Origin of the sequence: Aeromonas sp. BIGb0445 (genome assembly GCF_024809075.1) — a bacterium.
Taxonomy (GTDB): domain Bacteria; phylum Pseudomonadota; class Gammaproteobacteria; order Enterobacterales; family Aeromonadaceae; genus Aeromonas; species Aeromonas rivuli.
In genome coordinates, this window is sequence record NZ_JANUES010000002.1 from 386,317 (window position 1) to 407,493 (window position 21,177).

Here is a 21,177-nt window from a genome sequence, read left to right on the forward strand (position 1 = left end):
AGTGCGAGATGAAATTCAGTCCCCTGCTGGACGACATGATGAAGGCCTTGCAGGTTCTGCCCGGGGTCGGCCCCAAGTCTGCTCAGCGCATGGCTTTTACCTTGCTCGAACGCGAGCGCAGCGGTGGCCTGCGTCTGGCCCAGCTGTTGACCCGCGCCCTGACCGAGATTGGTCATTGCAGCCAGTGCCGCACCTTTACCGAGCAGGAGCGCTGCGAGATTTGTCAGAGCCCCAAACGGGCCGAGAGTGGTCTGCTGTGCGTGGTGGAGAGTCCGGCGGACGTGGCCGCCATCGAACACACCGGCCAGTTCTCCGGTCGCTACTTTGTCTTGATGGGGCATCTCTCCCCCCTCGATGGCATCGGACCCGAAGAGCTGGGGCTGGAGATCCTTGAGCGCCGCCTGAAGGATGAGTCCATCAGCGAGCTGATCCTCGCCACCAACCCCACTATCGAGGGGGATGCCACCGCCTGGTACATCGCCGACATGGCGCGCAGCGCCGGGGTCGAGGTGAGCCGCATCGCCCACGGCGTGCCGGTGGGCGGCGAGCTCGAATTGGTGGATGGCACCACGCTTTCCCACTCCCTGATGGGGCGCCAGCGTCTGAAGTAGCGCTTCGGCGTGACCCGGGTCTTGGCGCTCACCCGCGCCGACACCCGACAATGTGACCGCCACGACCAGGGGCGAGTGAGCAAGATTGCACACTCGCCCCTTGATATTTGCAAGGCCAGCCCCATCTAGGTTGGGTAACCGTTCAACCGATGTTTTGAGGACTGGTCGATGACCCAAAGTGTTCATGCCGAAACCCACGGCTTTCAAACCGAAGTCAAACAACTGCTGAGCCTGATGGCTCACAGCCTCTACTCCAACAAAGAAGTGTTCCTGCGCGAGCTTATCTCCAACGCCTCCGATGCGGCGGACAAGCTGCGCTTCAAGGCGCTTTCCGATGCCTCTTTGTTCGAAAACGACGGCCAGCTGCGCGTGCGTCTGGTGGTGGACAAAGAGAACAAGACTCTGACCATCTCGGATAACGGCATCGGCATGACCCGTGACCAGGTGATTGAACACCTGGGCACCATTGCCAAGTCCGGCACCGCCGACTTCTTCAAGCACCTCTCCGGCGATCAGGGTAAAGACTCCCAGCTGATCGGCCAGTTCGGGGTGGGCTTCTACTCTGCCTTCATCGTCGCCGACAAGGTGACCGTGATCTCCCGCGCCGCCGGCACCGAGCCGAGCCAGGGCGTGCAGTGGGAATCGGAAGGTGAAGGCTCCTTCACCGTCGCCGACGTGACCAAAGCCGGTCGCGGTACCGACGTCATCTTGCACCTGCGCGCCGAGGAAGAGGAGTTCCTGGACGACTGGCGCCTGCGCGCCGTGGTCGCCAAGTATTCCGACCATATCAGCGTGCCGGTGGAGATGTACAAGGAGGGCACCCCGGACAGCGAAGAGGACGGCGAGACCATCGTCGGCTCCGATGCGGGTACTACTGGCGAGTGGGAGCAGGTCAACCGCGCCACCGCACTCTGGACTCGCAATCCGAAAGAGATCAAGGACGAGGAGTATCAGGAGTTCTACAAGCACGTCGCCCATGACTTCGAAGATCCGCTGCTGTGGGGTCACAACCGGGTGGAAGGCAGCCAGGAGTACACCAGCCTGCTCTACATCCCGGCCCGCGCCCCCTTCGATCTTTACAACCGCGAGCAGAAGCATGGCCTGAAGCTCTACGTGCAGCGCGTCTTCATCATGGATGACGCCGAGCAGTTTATGCCGACCTACCTGCGCTTCGTCAAAGGGGTGCTGGATTCCAACGATCTGCCGCTCAACGTCAGCCGCGAAATTTTGCAGGACAACAAGGTCACCGCCTCCCTGCGCAAGGCTTGCTCCAAGCGCGTCCTGACCATGCTGAACAAATTGGCCAAGGACGATAGCGAGAAGTACGCCAAGTTCTGGAGCGAGTTCGGCAACGTGCTCAAAGAGGGGCCTGCCGAGGATTATGCCAACCGGGAAGAGATCGCCAAGCTGTTGCGCTTTGCCAGCACGGCGGGCGAGGGTGAAGCCCAGACCGTCTCCCTGGAAGAGTATGTTGGCCGCATGAAGGAAGGTCAGCAGAAGATTTACTACATCACCGCCGACAGCTTCGCCGCTGCCAAGAACAGCCCGCACCTCGAGATCTTCCGCAAGAAGGGTGTCGAAGTGCTGCTGATGTGGGAGCGGGTCGACGAGTGGCTGATGAGCCACCTCGACGAGTTCGATGGCAAGCAGCTGGTCTCCGTCACCCGTGGCGAGCTGGACTTGGGGGATCTGGAAGATGAGGCATCCAAGCAGGCGCAGGAGGAGGCCGAAAAGGCCAACGCCGGTCTGGTTGAGCGCGTCAAGAGCAGCCTCGGCGAGGCGGTGAAAGAGGTACGGGTCACCCACCGGCTGACCGACTCACCCTCTTGCATCGTCACCGATGACAGCGGCATGAGCACCCAGATGATCAAGCTGATGCGCGCCGCCGGCCAGCCGGTACCGGAGCAGAAGTACATCCTGGAGCTCAACCCCGACCATGCGCTGGTGAAGAAGTTGGGCGCCATCACCGACGACAACCTGTTCGGCGAGTGGGTCAGCCTGCTGCACGAACAGGCCCAGCTGGCGGAGCAGGGCGGCCTCAATGATCCGGCCAGCTTCGTCTCCCGTATCAACCGGCTGTTGCTTCAGTCCTGATGAGTTGGCCCACTCTGGCGAGTGGGCCTCTTTTTTGCCGATCCCTTGGCAGCTGTCGTGCCGGACAGCTACGACAGCTACGACAGCTGCTGCATTTTCACTCACTTCCGGTTTCCATCTGCCTCTCCTCACCCTAAGGGGAGTGTGGGGATACTGGTGGTAAAATCGGCACTCGCTCGCGGTTTGCTTGTTAAAAAGCGGGAAACCGTGTAGTTTTTTGCCTTCTCAAGATTTGAATAACCAATCAATAGGAGCGTGTATGCGCATTGTTCTGTTGGGGGCTCCGGGTGCCGGTAAAGGCACCCAGGCTCAGTTCATCATGGAAAAACACGGTATTCCCCAGATCTCCACCGGCGACATGCTGCGGGCGGCGATCAAGGCGGGCACCGAGTTGGGCCTCAAGGCCAAGGCTGTGATGGATGCAGGTCAGCTCGTCTCCGACGACATCATCATCGGTCTGGTCAAGGAGCGTATTGCTCAGGCTGATTGCGCCAACGGTTTCCTGCTGGACGGCTTCCCCCGCACCATTCCTCAGGCACAAGCCATGAAGGATGCTGGCGTCGTTGTTGATTTCGTGCTCGAATTCGCCGTGCCGGACGAAGAGATCGTCAAGCGCATGAGCGGCCGTCGTGTGCACTCCGGCTCCGGCCGAACCTACCACGTGGTGTTCAACCCGCCGAAAGTGGAAGGCAAGGATGACGTGACCGGCGAGGATCTGGTGATCCGTGCCGATGACGAAGAGACCACGGTGCGCAAGCGTCTGGATGTGTACCATCAGCAGACTGCGCCGCTGATCGGTTTCTACGGCAAAGAGGCCGAAGCCGGCCACACCCGTTACGTCAAGATCGACGGCACTCAGCCCGTTGATCAGGTGAGCCAGCAGCTGGCCGCCATTCTGGCCTGATCCCGCCATCGGGATCATTGCCATATAAATAGGGCCCATACTGGGCCCTCTTTGCATGTGACAGGAAGCAAACGTGACCACCAAAACCGGGATCCTGCTTGTCAATCTGGGCACCCCAGCCGCTCCGACCCCCGCCGGCGTCAGGGCTTTTCTCCGCCAATTTTTACAAGACCCTCGGGTGGTAGAACTGCCGCGCCTGCTGTGGTCGCCCCTGCTCAATCTCGCCATTTTACCCATTCGCGCCCCCAGGGTGGCCAAGCTCTACCAGCAGATCTGGACCGAGCAGGGCTCGCCCTTGATGGCCATCAGTCAGCGTCAGCGCGCGGCCCTTGAACAAGAGCTCAAGCGCGAAGGCGTCGATGTGCCCGTGGTATTGGCGATGACCTATGGCAAGCCTTCCCTGAGCGACGGCTGGCAGGCGCTCAAGGCGCAAGGGGTCAACCGGGTGATATTACTGCCGCTTTACCCCCAATATAGCGCCAGCACCACGGCGGCCGTGTTTGATGGCTGGGCCAAGGTGATGAGAGGCGAGCGTCACTTGCCGGTGATGCGCCTCATCCGCGACTATCACAACCACCCGGAATACATTCAGGCGCTGGCCATGAGCGTGCGCCGCCAGTGGGAGCAGCAGGGCCAGGGTGAGCACTTGTTGATCTCTTTCCACGGCATCCCCCAGCGCTGTGAAGATGAGGGAGACCCTTATGGTCACCAGTGCCGCCGCACCGCGACTCTGCTGGCCGAGGCGCTGGGTCTTGCGCCTGAGCAGTGGAACGCCAGCTTCCAGTCGCGCTTTGGCAAGCAGGAGTGGCTCAAGCCTTACACCGACGTCACCATAGCCCAGCTTGCCGAGCAGGGGGTCAAGCGGCTCGATGTGATCTGTCCGGCCTTCTCGGCCGATTGCCTCGAGACCCTGGAAGAGATCCAGGTCGAGAACCGCGCCGTCTTCCTTGAGGCGGGGGGGGAGCAGTTCCACTATATTCCGGCCCTCAACAGCGATCAGGCCCACATCCGCATGATGGTGTCGCTGATCTGCCGCGAGCTGGCCTGAGTGGGCCAGGCGCTGCCCTGATATTCAGGGGCAGAGCCTGGCTGTTTTCACATCCTGATACCCGATCCACGCCAGAGGGACACGCCCATGCTGTTACCCATCACCCTGACCTACGCCGGCCTGCTCGGCTTGCTGTTTCTGCTGCTCTCCGTCTGGGTCGTCAAGCGCCGTGCCCAGTTCAAAGTGATGATAGGAGAAGGGGAGGCCCCGCAAATGCTGGCGGCCATTCGTGCCCACGGCAACTTTGCCGAGTATGTGCCACTGACCCTGTTGCTGCTGGCGCTGTGTGAATTGGCGGGCTCGGCGCCGCTCTGGCTGCATCTGGGCGGGGGCATGCTGCTGCTCGGACGGATACTGCATGCCATCGGCATTCAGCAGCCCAAGGCGCCCAATCCGGCACGACTCTTCGGCACGCTGCTGTTCTGGGGGTCGCTTGCGCTGCTGAGTCTGCTGGCCTTGCAGGCGGGGATCTCGGCGCGCTAGTCCTGACGCCAGCCATTTTCTCCTGGCGGCCGACAGAGACTGTCGGTTAGCCCAGCGCACGGGCCGGATTGTTAATGACCACCCCATGGCCGGGTGGTTTTTCAGGTCTGCATGGCAAACGTTTTCGCCCTGCAAGCCTTGTCTATACTGACTTCATATTTTAAATGTGCGTCTATTCGCCGCTTCGGATTGTGTTAAAATCCCGCCCCTCGTTCATCCCAGAGTCAAGGCCACAGCCATGAAATTTCCCGGTCAGCGCAAGTCAAAACACTATTTTCCGGTCGACAGGCGCGATCCCCTCATCACCCAGAATCCGCAGATGACCGAGCTGGGTCAGGCTTATGTGGTGGGGATAGATCAGACCCTGGTGGACATTGAAGCCCATGTTGATGAGGCCTTTCTGACCCGCTACGGCCTGAGCAAGGGTCACTCAGTGGTGATCAGCGACGATGTGGCCGAGCGCGTCTATGAGGAACTCAAGACCAACAACATGGTGGTGAGCGAATTCGCCGGCGGCACCATAGGCAATACCATGCACAACTACTCGGTGCTGGCCGATTCCCACTCTATCCTGCTCGGCGTCATGAGCCAGGACATCCGCATCGGCAGCTACGCCTACCGTTATCTGTGCAACACCTCGTCGCGGGTCAATCTTGATTACCTGCAGCCGGTCAGTGGCCCGGTCGGGCGCTGCTTCACCTTCATTACCGAATGCGGCGAGCGCAGCTTTGGCATCAATGCCGGCAAGATGGATCACCTGGACGTGGCTCATATCCCGGAGGAGGTGATCAAGGGGGCCTCAGCCCTGGTGATCACCGCCTATCTGGTGCGTGGCGAAGATGGCACGCCGATGAAAGAGGCCGCCATGGCCGCCGTGCGTTATGCCCGAGAGTCCAATGTGCCTGTGGTGCTGACCTTGGGCACCCGCTTCGTCATCGATGAAAACCCCCAATGGTGGCGTGACTTTATTGCCGAGAACGTGACCGTGCTCGCCATGAACGAAGATGAGGGGGAGGCGCTGACCGGTTTCTCCGATCCGCTGATGGCTGCCGACAAGGCGCTGGATTGGGCCGACATGGTGCTCTGCACCGCGGGCCCTATCGGCCTCTACATGGCGAGCTACACCGACGAGGACCATAAGCGCGAGACCACCCATACCCTGCTGCCGGGCCAGATCCCCGAGTTCAACATGTATGAGTTCAGTCGTCCCATGGCTCGGAACAGTTGCCGCAATCCGGCACGGATCTACTCCCATATCTCCCCCTACATGGGCGGTCCGGAGAAGATCAAGAACACCAATGGTGCCGGTGACGGTGCCCTGTCTGCCGTGTTGCACGACATGGTGGCCAACGCCTACCACCGCATGAATGTGCCCAACTCCGCCAAGCATGCCTCCGAGTTTCTGACCTATTCCTCCCTGGCCCAGGTGTGCAAGTACGCCAACCGGGTGAGCTACGAGGTGCTGGCCCAGAGCAGCCCGCGCCTGTCCCGGGGCTTGCCCGAGAAAGAAGACAGTCTGGAAGAGGTGTACTGGGAGCGTTGATCCTGCGTTGTGGAAAACTTTAGGCGCCTGCGGGCGCCTTTTTGCATTCTCTGGTCTGGATCATGTTTTTGGTGCCCCATTTGGCTCATGAATAGACAGCGTCAACGGAGCCGTCATACCTTGGTCATCAAGTGTTTTCAGGGCAAGGATGAAGGAATGTTGAGACGATGGACCATAGGCCGGCGCTTGTTGCTGGTGACCCTGAGCGTATTGTTGATCCTGGCGTTGCTGCTGGCCAGCAGCCTGCACCTCTATTTTGATGGCCTGATGGCGGAGAAGAGTCGCCAGACCCGGGCTCAGGTTGAAACCGCTTACACCCTGGTGGCGAGCTTCGAGGCGCAGGTGCGCAGCGGTAAGCTCGATGAGGCCCAGGCGAAAGCTCAGGCCCTGGCTGCCCTCAAGGGGCTGCGATACGGCGACAACGACTACTTCTGGGTCAATGACAGTCACCCGACCATGGTGATGCACCCCATGAAGCCCGAGCTGGACGGCAAGGATCTCTCCGGAGTGGAGGATCAGCAGGGACTCAAGCTCTTCGTCGCCTTTGTCGACGTGGTCAAGCAGCAGCCGGAGGGGGGCGAGCAGGCTTACTACTGGCCCAAACCGGGGGTCGATGCGCCGGTGCGCAAGATCTCTTACGTCAAGCGTTTCGCCCCCTGGGACTGGATCATCGGCACCGGCGTCTATGTGGACGACGTCGAGGCCCAATATCAGGGGGTGCTGAAGACCCAGCTCGCCATCGGCCTGGTGCTGGCCCTGCTGCTCATCGCCCTGGTGAGCCTGATAGTGCGCAGCATAGTGGCGCCGCTGACCCAGTCGGTCACGGCCCTTGGCAACATAGCGCGGGGAGAGGGGGATCTGCGATTTCGTCTCCCGGCCGAGGGCCGTGACGAGTTGGCCCAGCTCTCGACCAATTTCAATGACTTTGCCAATCAGATGGCCCTGCTGGTCGGACGCACCCAGCAGATCGCCAGCCAGAACCGGCAAGGGGCGAGCCAGCTTGGTCAGGTGGTGGAACGCACCAGCCAGATAGTGACCAGCCAGGAGCAGGATACCCTGCGGGTGGCGAGCGCCATGGAGCAGATGACGGTGAGCAGTCGCGAGGTGGGAGATCATGCAGCCCAGGCGGCGGTCGCCGCCGATGAGGCCAAACGCCTGGCCGGTGATGGCTGCCAGGTGGTGGAGCAGACCATAGGCACCATAGCCCGATTGGCCGATGAGATGCAGGAGACGGTGCGTGCCGTCACTCACCTGGAGCAGGAGACCCTGAAGATAGGTTCAGTGCTGGATGTGATCCGTGGCATCGCCGAACAGACCAATCTGTTGGCGCTCAACGCAGCCATTGAGGCCGCCCGGGCCGGTGAGCAGGGCCGAGGCTTTGCGGTGGTGGCCGATGAGGTGCGAACGTTGGCCAATCGCACCCACAGCTCGACTGACGAGATCCGCCAGATGATATCTCGGTTGCAGGCAGGGGTGAGTACGGTGACGGGGGGGATTGATCAGTTGCAGCAGTTGTCGCGGGCGACCGCCGACCAGGCCACCGATGCGGGGGGCGCCATCCATGCCATCACCAGGGTGGTCGATACCATCACCGAGATGAATGCCCAGATAGCCAATGCCGCCAACGAGCAGAGCAAGGCGGCCGATGAGATAAATCACCGCCTGGTCTCCATCTCCCAACAGGCGGGGGAAGCCCAGGCCCAGAACCGCCAGACGGAGCAGGCGACACGCGCGCTGGCACAGTCGAGCGATGAGTTGAGTGCGCTGGTCAGTCAGTACCGCACCTGATCTCCAATGGGGCGGGATCTTGGCCGGTCGTGCGTCATCAGGGTGTGGATCTGCACGTTACCTGGCCTCAGTGGCGGGGTTCGGGCCCGGATCCCCCCTTTTTAGGGATTTGACTTGAGTCCGCTGCGCTTTTGGGACACCATTTGCCCAACCTGGCCAGTACTGGCCCCGGCAGCCCGAAAGAGAGAGCACCATGAGCAAGCTAACTGACAACCTTGACGCCAATTTCCAACTGTTTATCGAAGAGGTCCGTGAGTCGGGTCAGCTGTGGGGCTTGCGCTACGGTGAGGATTGGGTGGTGTGCCGCTCAGCCGAATTTGAAGATGCCGATGTGATGCCACTCTGGTCTGCAGAAGGGGATGCCCGTCTGCATTGTGTCGATGAGTGGGCCGACTATGAGCCTGAGCTGATCGATCTGGAAGAGTTTCTCGATATCTGGATTGGCGATCTGGACGAAGATGATGTCCTGGTCGGACCGAACTGGAATGCGGAGCTGGAAGGCCAGGAGCTTGAGCCTATCGAGCTGGCCAAGGTACTGGTTGAACTGGACGCCTGAAGGTTAGCGACCCCCTCACCTTACCTGCATTGAACCTGCGATCCGTCGCAGGTTTTTTTATGGGCGTTTTGCCTTTGCAGCGCTGCCTCCTATGGTTCATCATGAACGTTTTGCCAAGGGAAGCACCATGTTTGTATTCGAGGTGACGGGAGTGGAGGGGGAGTGCGGCGAGATCCGGGTGCAGGCGCTGGATTGGAGCCAGAGTGGCCCGGTCAGCTTCACGTGTACCGACAACAATCTGGCCATTCTGCTACTGAGTGAGTGCCGCTGCGATGCCGTGGGCTTCTTCAATCTGCTGGCTGGCTGCAAGCCGCTCTATGTTGAGCAGTGGCTCGGCTATTTGCAGGAGAGTGGCCGTCTTGCCAAGGTCGTGTGTCAGCAGCGCAGCCCCGCCGAGGCAGATTATCTTGCCAGCGCCGGGTTGAGCAACGAGGAGCTCAATGCCTTGCTCGGTCAGATCTACCGGGTCGCCGGGTTCAACCGATTGCAGATCAACCGCTACCTCAAGCATCGCCACAATCCCACTCTGCTGGCGACGCGTTACGATCAGAAAGAGCTGGAGCGCTATCGTCAGCTCAACGATGTCATTCTCACCTTGTTGCGTTTGAAACACACTCAGTGAGCCGTGCCGACTGGCGCGGGCATCGGGTGGGCAATGAGGTAACCCTGCAACCCATCCACGTACATGCTTGCCAGCAGTTGTTTCTGACTCGACTGTTCGACCCCTTCGGCGATGACCTGGCTCCCCATGCGGTGCGCCACTTCCACTATCATGCGCACAAATTTCTGATTGGTACTGTCCTGCTCCAGATCGAGCAGCAGCGCCGGATCCAGCTTCAGATAGTCAGGTTTGATCTCCTGGAAAAGAGAGAAAGAGCGTATTCCCTGGCCGAAGTTGCAGATGGCCGAGCGGCTGCCACAGCGGCGTAGCAGCTCAAACAGCCGGCGAGCCCCGGTCAGTTGCCGAGACAGGTGCTCCTCATCAAGCTCGAAGACCAGATGGGCACTGATATCGGGTTCCATGCTGAGTTGACGCTCCAGCCAGATGAGAAACGCGCTGTTATGGAGCAGATGGGGGGACAGTTTGATGCCCCAGCGACTCTGCTGTGCCCCCAGGGTTCTGTGCTCGCGGATCAGGTGCAGGATCATCAGCTGGCTCATGCGCATCAGCAGATCCAGACGCTGGGCCATGGCAAAGAGGCTATCCGAGGCCAGCACAGCCCCATCTTCCCCATAAAACTGGGGGTAGAGGCTGTAATAGGCCGGATGATTGCCATTGAGCAACTCGATGGGCTGGTAGGAGAGCGAAATGCGCTCCTGTTGCAAGATCTGCTCGAGCACCTGGCGCCACTGCTGCTGTCCCAGCCCCTCCTCATACTCGTCCTCCAACTGAATGGACCAGCCATTGATCTCCTGGGTCTGGGCACGAGCCAGAGCCAGATCGGCTCTGGCCAATATGGCCTCGATACGCTGGCCACTGCAGATGGTGGTGATACCGCAGCACGCCACGCTCTCTATCTTCTGGCTGTTTTGGTAGAGATCGAATGCCAGCTTGAGATCCCGGCCGAGCAGGGGCAGGGGGGTGTTGTTGATGGCATGGATCTGCACGGCGAAGTCGGCACCTGAGATGCGATAAATTCTGTGCTCCGGCCAGCGCTGGGCTGCCTGTTGAATGAGGGTCGCCACGTCTTTGAGGTAGGTATCGCCGGACACAAATCCGCGCTGGCGATTGAGGCTCTCCAGTGCCGTAGCCCGGATCAGCACCAGGATGGCGGTGCGGGTGCCTTGGTCTTCCTGCAACAGATGGGTGATATCGTGACGAAAGCGCTGGCGATTGGCGAGCTGGGTGAGGGGGTCTTTCTCGGTGCGGTGCTTGAGATCGCTGAGTTGTAGACGCAGTTGCTCTTGCTCAAGGTGCTGGCGATTGAAGAGCTGTTGCAGGGCCTGACGCTCCGGTGAGAGGGGAAGTGGCTCCGCCGAGCCTTGCTCGAGCGCCTGGATGAGGGCCACCCGTCTCGCCTCATCGGCCTTATGGCGGCGATAGCGGCCATAGGCAAGGGCAAGCAAGGTACAAGCGAGCAGCGCCAGGGTCGACAAGAAGGGGTGATCGGCAGGGAGCAGGCTCCACTGCGCCAGCAGGATCAGCCCCGTCATCAGGGGATAGGGTGTAATGCTCTTGGACGGCTTTAAATGCATCCTATGATCCCGCGCTTGGTTCGCTTAGAGTAAAGTATGCAGTCAGTATGGATGCTGTATTAAGTTCGAGCATATGCCTTCTCATAAGGGGAATTGGGATCCCGTAAATGTGAGTGAAACCACTTTCACGATCCCCGAAAAGAGGGAGTATGGGATGGAAACAGAGACAGAGACGTCGAGGTGAATATGTCGTTAGAGCCCATGAATACTGCCAAGGCACGGCAGCTGTTAAACCAGAGTATGGCCTTGGTCTTGGCAGGGGGGCGAGGAAGTCGTCTCAAGCAATTGACCGATAATCGCGCCAAGCCGGCAGTCCATTTCGGTGGCCGGTTCAGGATCATCGATTTTGTATTGTCCAACTGCATCAACTCGGGAATAAAGCGAGTGGGGGTGGTCACCCAGTACAAGTCCCACAGCTTGTTGCGTCACCTGCAATCGGGTTGGTCTTTCCTGCGCTATCAGATGAATGAATTCATCGATCTGCTGCCTGCCCAACAACGGGTGGATGAGGTGCACTGGTACAGAGGCACCGCCGATGCCATCTATCAAAACGTCGACATCATCCGGGATTACGGCCCCAAATACATAGTGGTGCTGGCGGGGGATCACATCTACAAGATGGATTACGCCGCCATGCTGCTCGATCACGTGCGGCTGGAGGCCAAGGTGACCGTGGCCTGCATCGAAGTACCGCGCAGCGAGGCATCCGCCTTCGGGGTCATGGACATAGACGAGCAGCGCAAGATCCTCGACTTTGTGGAAAAACCGGCCAATCCCCCCGCCATGCCCGGTTGCGATGACACCTCCCTTGCCTCCATGGGGATCTATATCTTCGATGCCGAGTACCTCTATCAACTGCTGGAGGAGGACATCAACAACCTGGACTCCAAGCACGACTTCGGCATGGATGTGATCCCGCGCATCGTCGGCGAGGGGATGGCTTATGCCCACCCCTTCAGCATGTCGTGCGTCGGGGCGCGTGAGGGGCAAAAACCCTATTGGCGTGACGTGGGTACCCTGGACTCTTTCTGGGAGGCGAACATGGACTTGGCCTCAGTGGTGCCTGATCTCGATATCTATGATCAGAATTGGCCTATCTGGACCAGCCAGATCATGACGCCACCGGCCAAGTTCGTGCAGGACAGAAATGGTCAGCATGGCATGACCATCAATTCGATCTTTGCCGGGGGCTCCATCGTCAGCGGCTCCTTCGTGCTGAACTCGGTGCTCTTTACCAACGTGCGGGTCCACTCCTTCTGTACCCTGGATCAGTCGATCATCTTCCCTGGGGTCGAAATAGGCAGTGGCTGTCGTCTGCGCCGTGTGGTGGTCGATAAGGGCTGTCAGCTGCCCGATGGCATGGTGATAGGGGAGAATGCCGATGAAGATGCCCGTCGTTTTTATCGTTCTGAAAACGGTATCGTGCTGGTGACCAAGCCGATGTTGCAGGCCCTTGCCAAGAAGTAGGTCGAGGTTAACAACCCCCAATAGAGAAGGGAGCGCAATGCGCTCCCTTCTCGTTACTCGGCTAAGGGGATCTGCTATTCGCTGATGCGCGCCTTGGCCGCCATCACCATGGCAGTGCCGTGCTGACCACCGGCGGCAGTCACCTGGGGCACACCATCTTCATCGGTGTCGCTGCCAGCGCCCTGGATGATGTTCTCGCCAGAGTCACCCACCCATTCGGCCATCTGCATGCCGCCGTTGACGGTGCCACGGAACCAGCTCACATAACGCTGGGTCAGCTGGGCCAGCTCCAGGGCGGGGGCTTTCTCGGAGCCGGTATTGCGCAGGTTCAGCATGGCCGAGCGCAATCCCCCCGAGATGGCAGCCTGGGTCCAGGGAGTATATTCCCCCTGCTTGCCCACCAGCCAGGTACCCGCCTTGGCATTGAAGTAAGCCTTGTCGGTGGCGATAAACAGTTCACGGGCGGCAGTGCGGTACTTGGTGTCCTGGGTCGCCAGGAAGGCGGCACTGAGGCCACGCACTGCGGCAAACTGGGCATCCACGGATTGTCCGGCATCAGGCTTGCCACCGAGGGTCAGACCGTCATAGACCAGGCCGTTCTTGCCCATCAGCTGGTTCAGGATGAAGTCGGCCTGCTTGCGGACAAGTACCAGGGCTGCTTTGCCTTGGGGGGTCTTGAGGTTCAACTCACCATTGTCACCGGCGGCATAACCGACCGGCAGGGCGTCCTGGGCGCGCTGGAAGATTTGCAGGGCGACCAGGGCGTAGGCGGCATCGAAGGTGGTGACATGCTGACCCTGTTTACCACCCTGCCAGCTGTCGACCAGGGTGCCTGCCTTGCTATTGAAATGCAGGGTATCGAGGTTCTTGAACACCATGTTGGAGAGGTTCAGGGCCAGGGAGAAGGCATCCTGACCGGCGCTGGCCTTGCTCAGATCCCCGCTCTGATTGGCAACCGGGGCCGCGGCGAAGGGTTGACCATCGAACACGGCGTGGAAGGCCGGATTCTGATTGCCGTTGCCGTTGGCGCTGCGCTGATCGCTGTAGGCGAAGAATTCAGACAGTGGCCACAGCAGCATCCAGCTGTCGCGCAACTGGGCCGACGCATCGACCACGTCAAGCTTGCCGATGGCGCCGACGTCATGCTTGGCGGTCTCGGTGACTTTCACCTGATGAGGGAAGTAGACAACGCCCTTGGCAGGATCGTATTGCGGGGTGATGGCGGCGCCCAACTGCTTGCCGTCATAGCCAAGCTGGCCTTGCAAGATGGCGAGCTTGTCGATGGATTGCTCGGTCAGCATCATGCCATTGAAGCCATCGGCGGCAGAGACGCCGAGCTTGTGTTTGCCATCCTGATCCAGGGTGGCGGAGCTGGCCTCGACCTCTTCATCGGTGGCGGCGACGTGCATGCCGCCGAGGAAGTCCTGGGACCACATCACTTCCTTGAGCAGGATGCCGCCGACGGCGGCCGGATTGAGCAGATTGTCCGAGCCGCTCCAGCGCAGGCTGGTGTAATCACGGAAGTAGGCCGGTATTTGCGTCTTGACGCTCTTCTCGACGCCCTTGGCGGTCTTGATGGTCAGCTCGTCGCCATTGACCGGGCTGGCATTGACGGCGCCAGCAAACTGCGGCTTGGCAGACGAGTAGGGCAGGGAGAGGGGATACATGCCTTGTGGCACTTCATCTGCCGGGAAGCCCACGGCATCGGCCATGGCCAGTACCCGTTTGCCAAGGTCGGCCAGAGTGCCACCCCGGGCCTGGTTCTGCGGGCCATTGACCAGGTGGGGACCCATGCCGGACTGGTAGTTGAGGGCGTACATCGCCTCTTCGGAATACTCGTAGGATTCGATACCTGCGGCGAAGTCGAAGGGGGTCGGCTCATCGGCACGATTGGGATCCAGCACATCCAGATCCAGTCCCAGGGCTTCGGCCAGGGGCTCGCCGGAGAGTTCGAATTCGGTGTAGGCCAGCATGCTGGCGGCGGTATTGAAGCTAGCATCTTCAACCTTGACGGCGGCATGGGCAGCACTGCCCAGCAGCGCCAGGGTGATCCCCTGTACCAGTGCGGTTTTTTTCATGTGTCCCTTCTTCTTATCTGTGATGTTGCGGTGACGCTTCTCATCAATCTAAATGAGAATGGTGTGCATTATGCGACATGGTCTCAGCCATGAGAAGAAAAAAGCCGCTCTAAGGAGCGGCCGAATTAATCACAACAATTTGAAGGGGATGACCAGGCGTCCCGGCTCGACCTTGAGTGCTTCCACCTTGTCCTTGATGCGCGCCTCGTTCTGGCGATTGCCATCCAGGCGATAGATGGGGGTCTGGTTCAGGAAGAGGCTGAGGGATTGATTGAAGGTCGGCAGCACCGGGCTCAGGGCCGCGCCAATATCGGCTGGCTCGGTCTTGACCGAGAGCAGCTCAAGGTCACGCAGATAGATGGCACCCTGCTCGGCCACGTAGTCGGGGCGTGCGCTCAGGGTGAGGCGGATCTTCATCTGCTGGCTACCCAGCGGGCTGGAGACCTGCAGATCCCCTGCGGCATCGAGCTCCACTCTGTCGGCCTTGCTGCGGCCGATGCGGCTGTGCATCTCGTCCAGGCGGATCTTGCTCGACATGATGCCCGGTATGCCGAGTTGCTTCTCGAAGGCCACCTGGTTCTTCAGATAGTCATTGATCTCGCCCTCACTGACGCTGTATTGCGTCAGTGAGCAGGCGCCAAGCAGCAGGGTCAATGGCAGTAATAACAGGGTGCGGAACAGGCTGATTGACATGGGGTATCCAGAGATGGTCGTTAGAGGCTGCCATCTTACGGTTAAACACCGATCTCGCCAACCCGGGAGGCCAACGCTGTGCAGGGGAGACGCGGGATGGCAGGCTGGCCCGTCAGAGGGTGGGGCAGGGACGCCTGAAGGCCATCGGGGGACCGATGAGGCAGGTTAAAAGGGCCTCTTGAGGCCAGCAAATAGCAGGGAAGTGTCGTCACCATCGGGGATCGTGATGAATTAACTGGTATAACCTGTCAGTCGCTTTACAATAAGTGTCCCCCCACTCTTTGATCCGTTTCATGTCTGTGTCAGATCCTGTTTTCGATACTTCATTTCAAGCTCGCCTGCTCAGTCCCCGCTACTGGTTCAGCTGGTTGGCACTTGGCCTGCTCTTCGTTCTGGCCTTCGTCCCAGTGCGCCTGCGTGACAAACTGGCAGATTGGCTGACTCCCCTGGTGCTGCGTGTTTCCAAAAAGCAGGTCTATATCGCCAATACCAACCTCGATATCTGTTTTCCCGAGTTGAGCGAGGCCGAGCGCCAGGTCATCTTGCGAACATCGGTACGTATCGGGCTCAAGAGCCTGCTCGGCTTCGGTGAGTTCACGGTGCGCAGCCCCGCCTACCTGATGAAACGCATCCAGGTCAGTGGTTGGCATCATATCGAGGCGGAGCAGGCCGAGGGGCGTCCCGTCATCCTGGTGGTGCCTCACAGCTGGCCGGTGGATGCGGCCGGTTACTACTTTGCCCAGCGTGGCATCGAGATGTGCACCATGATGAAGAGCGCCCGCAACCCGGTGTTTGACTGGCACATCAATCGTGAACGCGCCAAGAGCGGTTGTCGGGTCTATGAGCGCCAGGCTGGCATCAAGCCGGTCATCAAGGCGGTCAAAGCGGGGCGCAGCTTCTTCTATCTGCCGGATCAGGATCATGGTCGCGAGGCCAGTATCTTCGTCCCCTTCTTCGGTCGTGCCAAGGCCACACTGCCCGCCTTGCCCAGACTGGTGAAGCTGACCGGCGCCAAGGCCGTGCCGCTGCTTGCCTGCTATGACGAGGCACAGCACTGCTATCGCCTCGAGATAGAGGCCCCCTTCGTTGACTACCCGAGCGGTGATCTGCAAGCTGACACCCTGCATATGAACCAGGCGGTGGAGCAGCAGCTCAGGCGTCATCCCGGCCAATACATGTGGTTCCTCAAGATCTTCGAGACCCTGGAGCACCCGGTGGACAAGCACGGCCTCTACGAGGCGGGGATCAAACGCATTCGCCGTGGTCTCTCCCCTCATTCTTGAGGAAGAGGCGCTGTATTTCTGCTAGCCAATGGCCCCTAGGGGCCATTTTTCATGGCGTGAGTCGAGAGCAAGGCTTGTCCGGAACCTGAACAGGATCTGATCCTCTCGCTGGTCAGGCTAGAAAAATACGTTGAGATAACTAAAATAACCTCCTTGTTTAGATGACAAGAGCCGAAACATGGCCCCTCAAGATCCGGTGTTCGACACCTCATTTCGCCTCGCTCTGCTTCACCCAAGGCACTGGCTCAGCTGGCTCGCCCTTGCCTTGCTGAGCCTGTTGGCCTTCTTGCCCGTCCGGCTGCGCGATGGCCTGGCCAACGGCTTGGCCCCGCTCATCTTGCGGGCCTCCGAAAAGCAAGCCTATATCGCCAATACCAACCTCGACATCTGCTTTCCGCGCCTTGATGAGGCGCAGCATCAGGCGCTGTTGCTCAAATCAGTGCGAGTCGGTCTCAAGACCTTCATGGGCTTTGGCGAGCTGACCTGGCGCAGCAACCGCTACCTGGCATCCCGGGTCCAGGTGAGCGGTTGGGAACACATTGCCGAGCAGCAGGCACAGGGGCGCCCCTTGATCCTGGTGGTGCCGCACACCTGGGCGGTGGATGTGATAGGCCGCCTGCTCACGCTGCGTGGTTTGCCGCTGTGCACCATGATGAAGAGCCCGAAGGATCCGCTGTTTGACTGGTATATCAATCGCGAGCGAGCCAAGGGCGGCCGGGTATACGAACGCAGTGTCGGCATCAAGCCCGCCATCAAGGCGATCCGCAGCGGCGACAGTTTTTTCTATTTACCGGATCAGGACCATGGCCGTGAGGCCAGCATTTTTGTACCCTTCTTCGGCCACCCCAAGGCAACCCTGCCAGCCCTGCCCAAGTTGGTGAAGCTGACCGGTGCCAAAGCTGTGCCCATCCTGGGCAGTTATGACGAGGATCAAGGCTGCTATCGCCTCGAGATAGAGCCTCCCTTCGACCCTTATCCCACCCCGGATCTGGAGGCCGATGTGTTGCGTATGAACAATATGGTGGAACAGCAGATAGACCGGCGCCCCGAACAGTACATGTGGTTTCTCAAGATTTTTGAGACCCAGCCCGATGGCGGCCGTCATCAGGGCCTGTATGAGAACGGGATCCGCCGCATTCGCCAGGGATTGCCGCCCGAGCCTTGAACCGGGTGCGCTGGCGAAAGGGGTTATACGGGGCCAGCCTTGGCTGCAATCTGAACGCGCGTCGGCGATGACGTGAGCAGCCATGCAGTCAAGCCCCCCAAAACTGACAGGAATGCACGGCACCACTGGCGCCGGGTGCGCAAATAGGGTAAAAGTTCGGCCATGAAAATACCAAATCGAATCCAGCCTCTGGTGGACGACGGCCTCGTCGACGAGGTCATCAGTCGGCTGATGAGCGGCAAAGAAGCCGACGTCTATGTGGTGCGTTGCGGCGAACACGTTCGCTGCGCGAAAGTCTATAAAGAAGCGGCCAAACGCAGCTTCAAACAGGCCGTGGTCTATCAGGAAGGGCGCAAGGTGCGCAACAGCCGTAGCCAGCGTGCGATGGAGAAAGGCTCGCGCTACGGGCGCCGCCAGCATGAAGAGGTGTGGCAGAACACCGAGGTCGACGCCCTGTTCAAGCTGGCCGCCGCCGGTGTGCGCGTGCCGACGCCCTATGTCTGCCTGGATGGTGTGCTGCTGATGGAGCTCATCACCGATGATGAGGGCAATGTTGCCCCCCGTCTCAACGACGTGGCCCTGAGCCCCGAGCAGGCGCTGGCGGACCATGACAAGGTGATAGGCTACGTGGTGCGCATGCTATGCACGGGTCTGATCCATGGGGATCTCTCCGAGTTCAACGTCCTGGTCGATGATCAGGGGCCCGTCATCATCGACTTGCCCCAGGTGATCGATGCCGCCGCCAACAACCAGGCCAAGGCCATGCTGGTGCGCGATGTGGAGAACATGCGCAACTACTACGGCATGTACGCCCCGGAGCTGCTCAAGACCCGTTATGCCCAGGAGATGTGGGCCCTCTATGAAGAGGGGGAGTTGACGCCGGAGAGTCGTCTCACGGGTCAGTTTGCCGAGAGCACCGCCATCATCGACATCGATGCCGTTCTGCACGAGATAGAGAGTGCCGAGGAGGAGGCCATGGCCCGCCAGGCCAGAGCCAAGGCCGAGCAGGAAGATGAGTACTAGCCAGTGGCTGGCTATGTCAAACAGGGCGCCTCGGGGCGCCCTGTTTGTTGATATGCGGTGATGGGGTTGCCGGGGGCGTCAGAACATATAACCCAACAGGTCGATGGGTCTGTCCGGCCAGGGCGCGTCACCGACCGCCTTGATCAATATATCGTCCAGCAGCTCCACCGCGACACCGTAATTCTTGAAGTCGTTGATCCTGAGCCAGCTGCAGTACTGGGTTATCTGCACGAAACCGTTGGCCAGATAGAGGCTGGGATCCTCGGCGATGAGAAACAGGTAGTCGAGCGCCTTGCTGTGCGCGAATACCTGCAGCTCGGCCAGCATGGCACTGGCCAGCCCCTGACCGCGCAGCTGGGGGGCCACACAGAGATCGATCAGCCCCAGTATCGCCACGGGCTGATCGCCCACCGCAATCATGCGCTGATCCAGTCCGACATGGCCGACCAACTGATCTCCTTGCCACACCAGCCCCCTCAAATGAGGTCGCTGCTTGAAATAGGATCGCGGCAGGGCATAGGCGGGAAAGCAGGTATTGCGCAGGGCCGTGATCCCCTCATGCTGATGGGGCGAGAGATCGATCTCGGCGACCAGCTCCATCAGCAAGGGGGGCTGGGCCCCGCTCACCGCACCAGGGGCGCTGGGCTGAAGGGAAAGGAGGAGCGTCATGGGCACTGGCTCAGAGCCCGGCCAGAGAGGGGGCGGTCAGTCGGGCCCCGACATAGCCTGCCACCTCGCCAAAGCGTGGATCCCCTGACTGCCAATCCTGGGCCGCGATGCGAATAGCCTCCTTGTCGAAGCTGACGAAGTTCCACCAGATCTGCAGCGGTTTTGCCAGAGGCTCGCCACCGATGAGCAGCAAGCGGGCGCCAGCACTCAGGGAGATGATCACCTCACTGGCACCTGGCGCCAGATAGGCCAGCTGCTCGGCGGCCAGCGTCTGGCCTGCCACAGTCACCTCACCGGCCAGGGCGAGCAGGCCATGCTCGAACTCGGGGGCCAGGGGCAGGGTCAGGGTGCATGGGGCGTCGGCCTGCAGATCCAGACCCAGTATGGGGGCGAAGCTGAGGGTGGGGGCCTGCCTGTCCTGATAGGTGCCAATTAGCAGGGTGAACCAAGCCCCATGCTGCTGCCAGCGTGGCAAGTCCGGGTAGTGATCGAAGCGGGGCCGGGTCGTCTGATGGGTCTCCGGCAAGGCTATCCAGAGCTGGGCGGCATGCACGCTGGGGTGGCCGGGCACCGACTCCTCTGTGTGGGCTATCCCCTGGCCTGCGGTCATCAGATTGACCTGGCCCGGGCGGATCACCTGCTCGCTGCCCAGGCTGTCGCGGTGCAATATCTCCCCCTCCAGCATCCAGGTGAAGGTCTGCAACCCAATGTGGGGATGGGGGCCGACGTTCAGTCCCGGCTCACCCGGGGCAAAGCGGGCCGGGCCTATGTGATCGAGAAAGCACCAGGGACCTATGGTGCGCCGCTCCTTGACCGGGATGGCGCGAGCGACCGGTATGCCACCCACGTCCGTGGTGCGCGAATCGATCAGTTGCAGCTTGTCTGTCATGGGTCTCTCCTTGAACGGTGGGTCATCTGATCAGCGGCGCCGGATCACCGGCATGTTCATCATGGTGGCGGGGCGAGCCATGGGCCTGGTCATCGGCTGCATGGGGCGCGTCGCCGGCAGGGTAGCGGGTCTGGTCGCAGGCAGCGTCGCCGGCCGGAGTGGCTTGTCCAGCCCCCCACCGTCCAGATTGAGTCTGCGGGCGGCCTCGGTGGCGTCTGGCAACGAGAGTCTGCCCGCATCGGCCGGGTGTATCTTGCGCAGCACCTGCTGGCGCTCGCGCAGGGTGTTCTTCTGCTCCGGGCTCAGGGCATTCCAGCGATTGGAAAAATCGGTGCGCAGCGCCTCCACATCCGGTTTGCCACGTTCGCCCTGCCAATCCTGGAACTTGTTCTTGATGTCGTCACGCTTGCCCTCATCCAGATCCTGCCACCAGTGCTGGATCAAGTCATCGAACTCGCCATCGTTATTGCAACACCAGGGGTAGTAACGGTCCCAATAGTAGAAGTAGTCGTCATACCACCAGGGGTAGGGGGCCGCGCCATAGTAGCTGCCATACCCCATGCCGACACTGGCGCCGGGGCTGGTATTGCTGCAACCACCCAGGCCGAGGGCGGCCAGGATGAGCATGAGGGAAGGGGAAACGCGCATGAAAGCTCCTTGTCATGGACAGGCGAGGGCGAATCGCCA

The 21,177-nt window shown here is 60.4% G+C and carries 19 protein-coding genes; 13 read left to right on the top strand and 6 right to left on the bottom strand.

Going from position 1 to position 21,177, the window contains the following annotated elements:
• Window positions 1–8 precede the first annotated feature (8 nt).
• The 9 genes from recR (at window position 9) to M2367_RS05430 (ending at window position 9,649) form a co-directional block, all read left to right on the top strand.
• A complete protein-coding gene (gene recR, locus M2367_RS05390; RefSeq protein WP_042043139.1) occupies window positions 9–611 on the top strand; it encodes a recombination mediator RecR in 603 nt (200 codons plus the stop codon).
• A gap of 168 nt (window positions 612–779) precedes the next feature.
• The gene (gene htpG, locus M2367_RS05395) at window positions 780–2,705 is read left to right on the top strand and encodes a molecular chaperone HtpG (protein WP_042043141.1); all 1,926 of its coding nucleotides are present in this window, start codon (window positions 780–782) and stop codon (window positions 2,703–2,705) included.
• 259 nt (window positions 2,706–2,964) lie between these two features.
• The gene (adk, locus tag M2367_RS05400; protein WP_042043142.1) at window positions 2,965–3,609 is read left to right on the top strand and encodes an adenylate kinase; all 645 of its coding nucleotides are present in this window, start codon (window positions 2,965–2,967) and stop codon (window positions 3,607–3,609) included.
• Window positions 3,610–3,682: 73 nt separating this feature from the next.
• Window positions 3,683–4,657, top strand: a complete 975-nt coding sequence (hemH, locus tag M2367_RS05405) for a ferrochelatase (protein WP_259236059.1) — start codon at window positions 3,683–3,685, stop codon at window positions 4,655–4,657.
• Between the two features lie 90 nt (window positions 4,658–4,747).
• On the top strand, window positions 4,748–5,140 hold the full coding sequence (locus M2367_RS05410) for an MAPEG family protein (RefSeq protein ID WP_259236214.1): 393 nt from the start codon (window positions 4,748–4,750) through the stop codon (window positions 5,138–5,140).
• Between the two features lie 238 nt (window positions 5,141–5,378).
• A complete protein-coding gene (locus tag M2367_RS05415) occupies window positions 5,379–6,683 on the top strand; it encodes an inosine/guanosine kinase (RefSeq protein ID WP_042043144.1) in 1,305 nt (434 codons plus the stop codon).
• Between the two features lie 156 nt (window positions 6,684–6,839).
• Complete coding sequence (locus M2367_RS05420) at window positions 6,840–8,471, top strand: methyl-accepting chemotaxis protein (protein WP_042043145.1); 1,632 nt, start codon at window positions 6,840–6,842, stop codon at window positions 8,469–8,471.
• A 193-nt stretch (window positions 8,472–8,664) separates the two neighbouring features.
• Complete coding sequence (locus M2367_RS05425; protein WP_042043146.1) at window positions 8,665–9,027, top strand: DUF2750 domain-containing protein; 363 nt, start codon at window positions 8,665–8,667, stop codon at window positions 9,025–9,027.
• 127 nt (window positions 9,028–9,154) lie between these two features.
• Window positions 9,155–9,649: a hypothetical protein gene (locus M2367_RS05430; RefSeq protein ID WP_259236060.1), complete on the top strand. Its 495-nt coding sequence runs from the start codon at window positions 9,155–9,157 to the stop codon at window positions 9,647–9,649.
• On the opposite strand, the gene M2367_RS05435 is transcribed toward M2367_RS05430, so the two are convergent.
• Entirely contained in the window at window positions 9,643–11,223 is a 1,581-nt protein-coding gene (locus tag M2367_RS05435) for an EAL domain-containing protein (RefSeq protein WP_042043148.1), read from the bottom strand. The two genes, M2367_RS05430 and M2367_RS05435, sit on opposite strands and share 7 nt — an antisense overlap.
• A gap of 186 nt (window positions 11,224–11,409) precedes the next feature.
• Here M2367_RS05435 and glgC point away from each other — a divergent pair, with 186 nt between their 5' ends.
• Complete coding sequence (gene glgC, locus M2367_RS05440) at window positions 11,410–12,690, top strand: glucose-1-phosphate adenylyltransferase (RefSeq protein WP_042043149.1); 1,281 nt, start codon at window positions 11,410–11,412, stop codon at window positions 12,688–12,690.
• Between the two features lie 74 nt (window positions 12,691–12,764).
• On the opposite strand, the gene M2367_RS05445 is transcribed toward glgC, so the two are convergent.
• Both M2367_RS05445 and M2367_RS05450 read right to left on the bottom strand, forming a co-directional pair.
• Complete coding sequence (locus M2367_RS05445; protein WP_259236061.1) at window positions 12,765–14,768, bottom strand: hypothetical protein; 2,004 nt, start codon at window positions 14,766–14,768, stop codon at window positions 12,765–12,767.
• A 129-nt stretch (window positions 14,769–14,897) separates the two neighbouring features.
• Entirely contained in the window at window positions 14,898–15,449 is a 552-nt protein-coding gene (locus M2367_RS05450) for a lipoprotein (RefSeq protein WP_259236215.1), read from the bottom strand.
• Between the two features lie 305 nt (window positions 15,450–15,754).
• Here M2367_RS05450 and M2367_RS05455 point away from each other — a divergent pair, with 305 nt between their 5' ends.
• The 3 genes from M2367_RS05455 (at window position 15,755) to M2367_RS05465 (ending at window position 18,932) form a co-directional block, all read left to right on the top strand.
• Entirely contained in the window at window positions 15,755–16,744 is a 990-nt protein-coding gene (locus M2367_RS05455; protein ID WP_042043153.1) for a lipid A biosynthesis (KDO)2-(lauroyl)-lipid IVA acyltransferase, read from the top strand.
• A gap of 178 nt (window positions 16,745–16,922) precedes the next feature.
• Window positions 16,923–17,909, top strand: coding sequence for a lipid A biosynthesis acyltransferase (locus M2367_RS05460; RefSeq protein ID WP_042043155.1), 987 nt, complete (start codon window positions 16,923–16,925; stop codon window positions 17,907–17,909).
• Window positions 17,910–18,071: 162 nt separating this feature from the next.
• On the top strand, window positions 18,072–18,932 hold the full coding sequence (locus M2367_RS05465; protein ID WP_042043156.1) for a PA4780 family RIO1-like protein kinase: 861 nt from the start codon (window positions 18,072–18,074) through the stop codon (window positions 18,930–18,932).
• Between the two features lie 78 nt (window positions 18,933–19,010).
• On the opposite strand, the gene M2367_RS05470 is transcribed toward M2367_RS05465, so the two are convergent.
• The 3 genes from M2367_RS05470 to M2367_RS05480 are packed head-to-tail and all read right to left on the bottom strand — an operon-like array spanning window position 19,011 to window position 21,138.
• Window positions 19,011–19,601, bottom strand: coding sequence for a GNAT family N-acetyltransferase (locus tag M2367_RS05470; protein ID WP_224430519.1), 591 nt, complete (start codon window positions 19,599–19,601; stop codon window positions 19,011–19,013).
• 10 nt (window positions 19,602–19,611) lie between these two features.
• A complete protein-coding gene (locus M2367_RS05475) occupies window positions 19,612–20,490 on the bottom strand; it encodes a pirin family protein (protein ID WP_259236062.1) in 879 nt (292 codons plus the stop codon).
• A 30-nt stretch (window positions 20,491–20,520) separates the two neighbouring features.
• Window positions 20,521–21,138 carry a hypothetical protein gene (locus M2367_RS05480; protein WP_259236063.1) on the bottom strand — a complete coding sequence of 206 codons (618 nt, stop codon included), beginning with the start codon at window positions 21,136–21,138 and terminating at the stop codon, window positions 20,521–20,523.
• Window positions 21,139–21,177: the final 39 nt, after the last annotated feature.

Bases quoted from the DNA above. Each gene is read 5' to 3' on its own strand.
- adk (WP_042043142.1), top strand. From the start codon at position 2,965: ATGCGCATTGTTCTGTTGGGGGCTCCGGGTGCCGGTAAAGGCACCCAG.
- M2367_RS05455 (WP_042043153.1), top strand. From the start codon at position 15,755: ATGTCTGTGTCAGATCCTGTTTTCGATACTTCATTTCAAGCTCGCCTG.
- M2367_RS05415 (WP_042043144.1), top strand. From the start codon at position 5,379: ATGAAATTTCCCGGTCAGCGCAAGTCAAAACACTATTTTCCGGTCGAC.
- M2367_RS05420 (WP_042043145.1), top strand. From the start codon at position 6,840: ATGTTGAGACGATGGACCATAGGCCGGCGCTTGTTGCTGGTGACCCTG.
- glgC (WP_042043149.1), top strand. From the start codon at position 11,410: ATGTCGTTAGAGCCCATGAATACTGCCAAGGCACGGCAGCTGTTAAAC.
- M2367_RS05480 (WP_259236063.1), bottom strand. From the start codon at position 21,138: ATGCGCGTTTCCCCTTCCCTCATGCTCATCCTGGCCGCCCTCGGCCTG.
- M2367_RS05425 (WP_042043146.1), top strand. From the start codon at position 8,665: ATGAGCAAGCTAACTGACAACCTTGACGCCAATTTCCAACTGTTTATC.
- M2367_RS05430 (WP_259236060.1), top strand. From the start codon at position 9,155: ATGTTTGTATTCGAGGTGACGGGAGTGGAGGGGGAGTGCGGCGAGATC.
- M2367_RS05435 (WP_042043148.1), bottom strand. From the start codon at position 11,223: ATGCATTTAAAGCCGTCCAAGAGCATTACACCCTATCCCCTGATGACG.
- M2367_RS05470 (WP_224430519.1), bottom strand. From the start codon at position 19,601: ATGACGCTCCTCCTTTCCCTTCAGCCCAGCGCCCCTGGTGCGGTGAGC.
- M2367_RS05460 (WP_042043155.1), top strand. From the start codon at position 16,923: ATGGCCCCTCAAGATCCGGTGTTCGACACCTCATTTCGCCTCGCTCTG.
- M2367_RS05445 (WP_259236061.1), bottom strand. From the start codon at position 14,768: ATGAAAAAAACCGCACTGGTACAGGGGATCACCCTGGCGCTGCTGGGC.
- htpG (WP_042043141.1), top strand. From the start codon at position 780: ATGACCCAAAGTGTTCATGCCGAAACCCACGGCTTTCAAACCGAAGTC.
- M2367_RS05475 (WP_259236062.1), bottom strand. From the start codon at position 20,490: ATGACAGACAAGCTGCAACTGATCGATTCGCGCACCACGGACGTGGGT.
- recR (WP_042043139.1), top strand. From the start codon at position 9: ATGAAATTCAGTCCCCTGCTGGACGACATGATGAAGGCCTTGCAGGTT.
- M2367_RS05465 (WP_042043156.1), top strand. From the start codon at position 18,072: ATGAAAATACCAAATCGAATCCAGCCTCTGGTGGACGACGGCCTCGTC.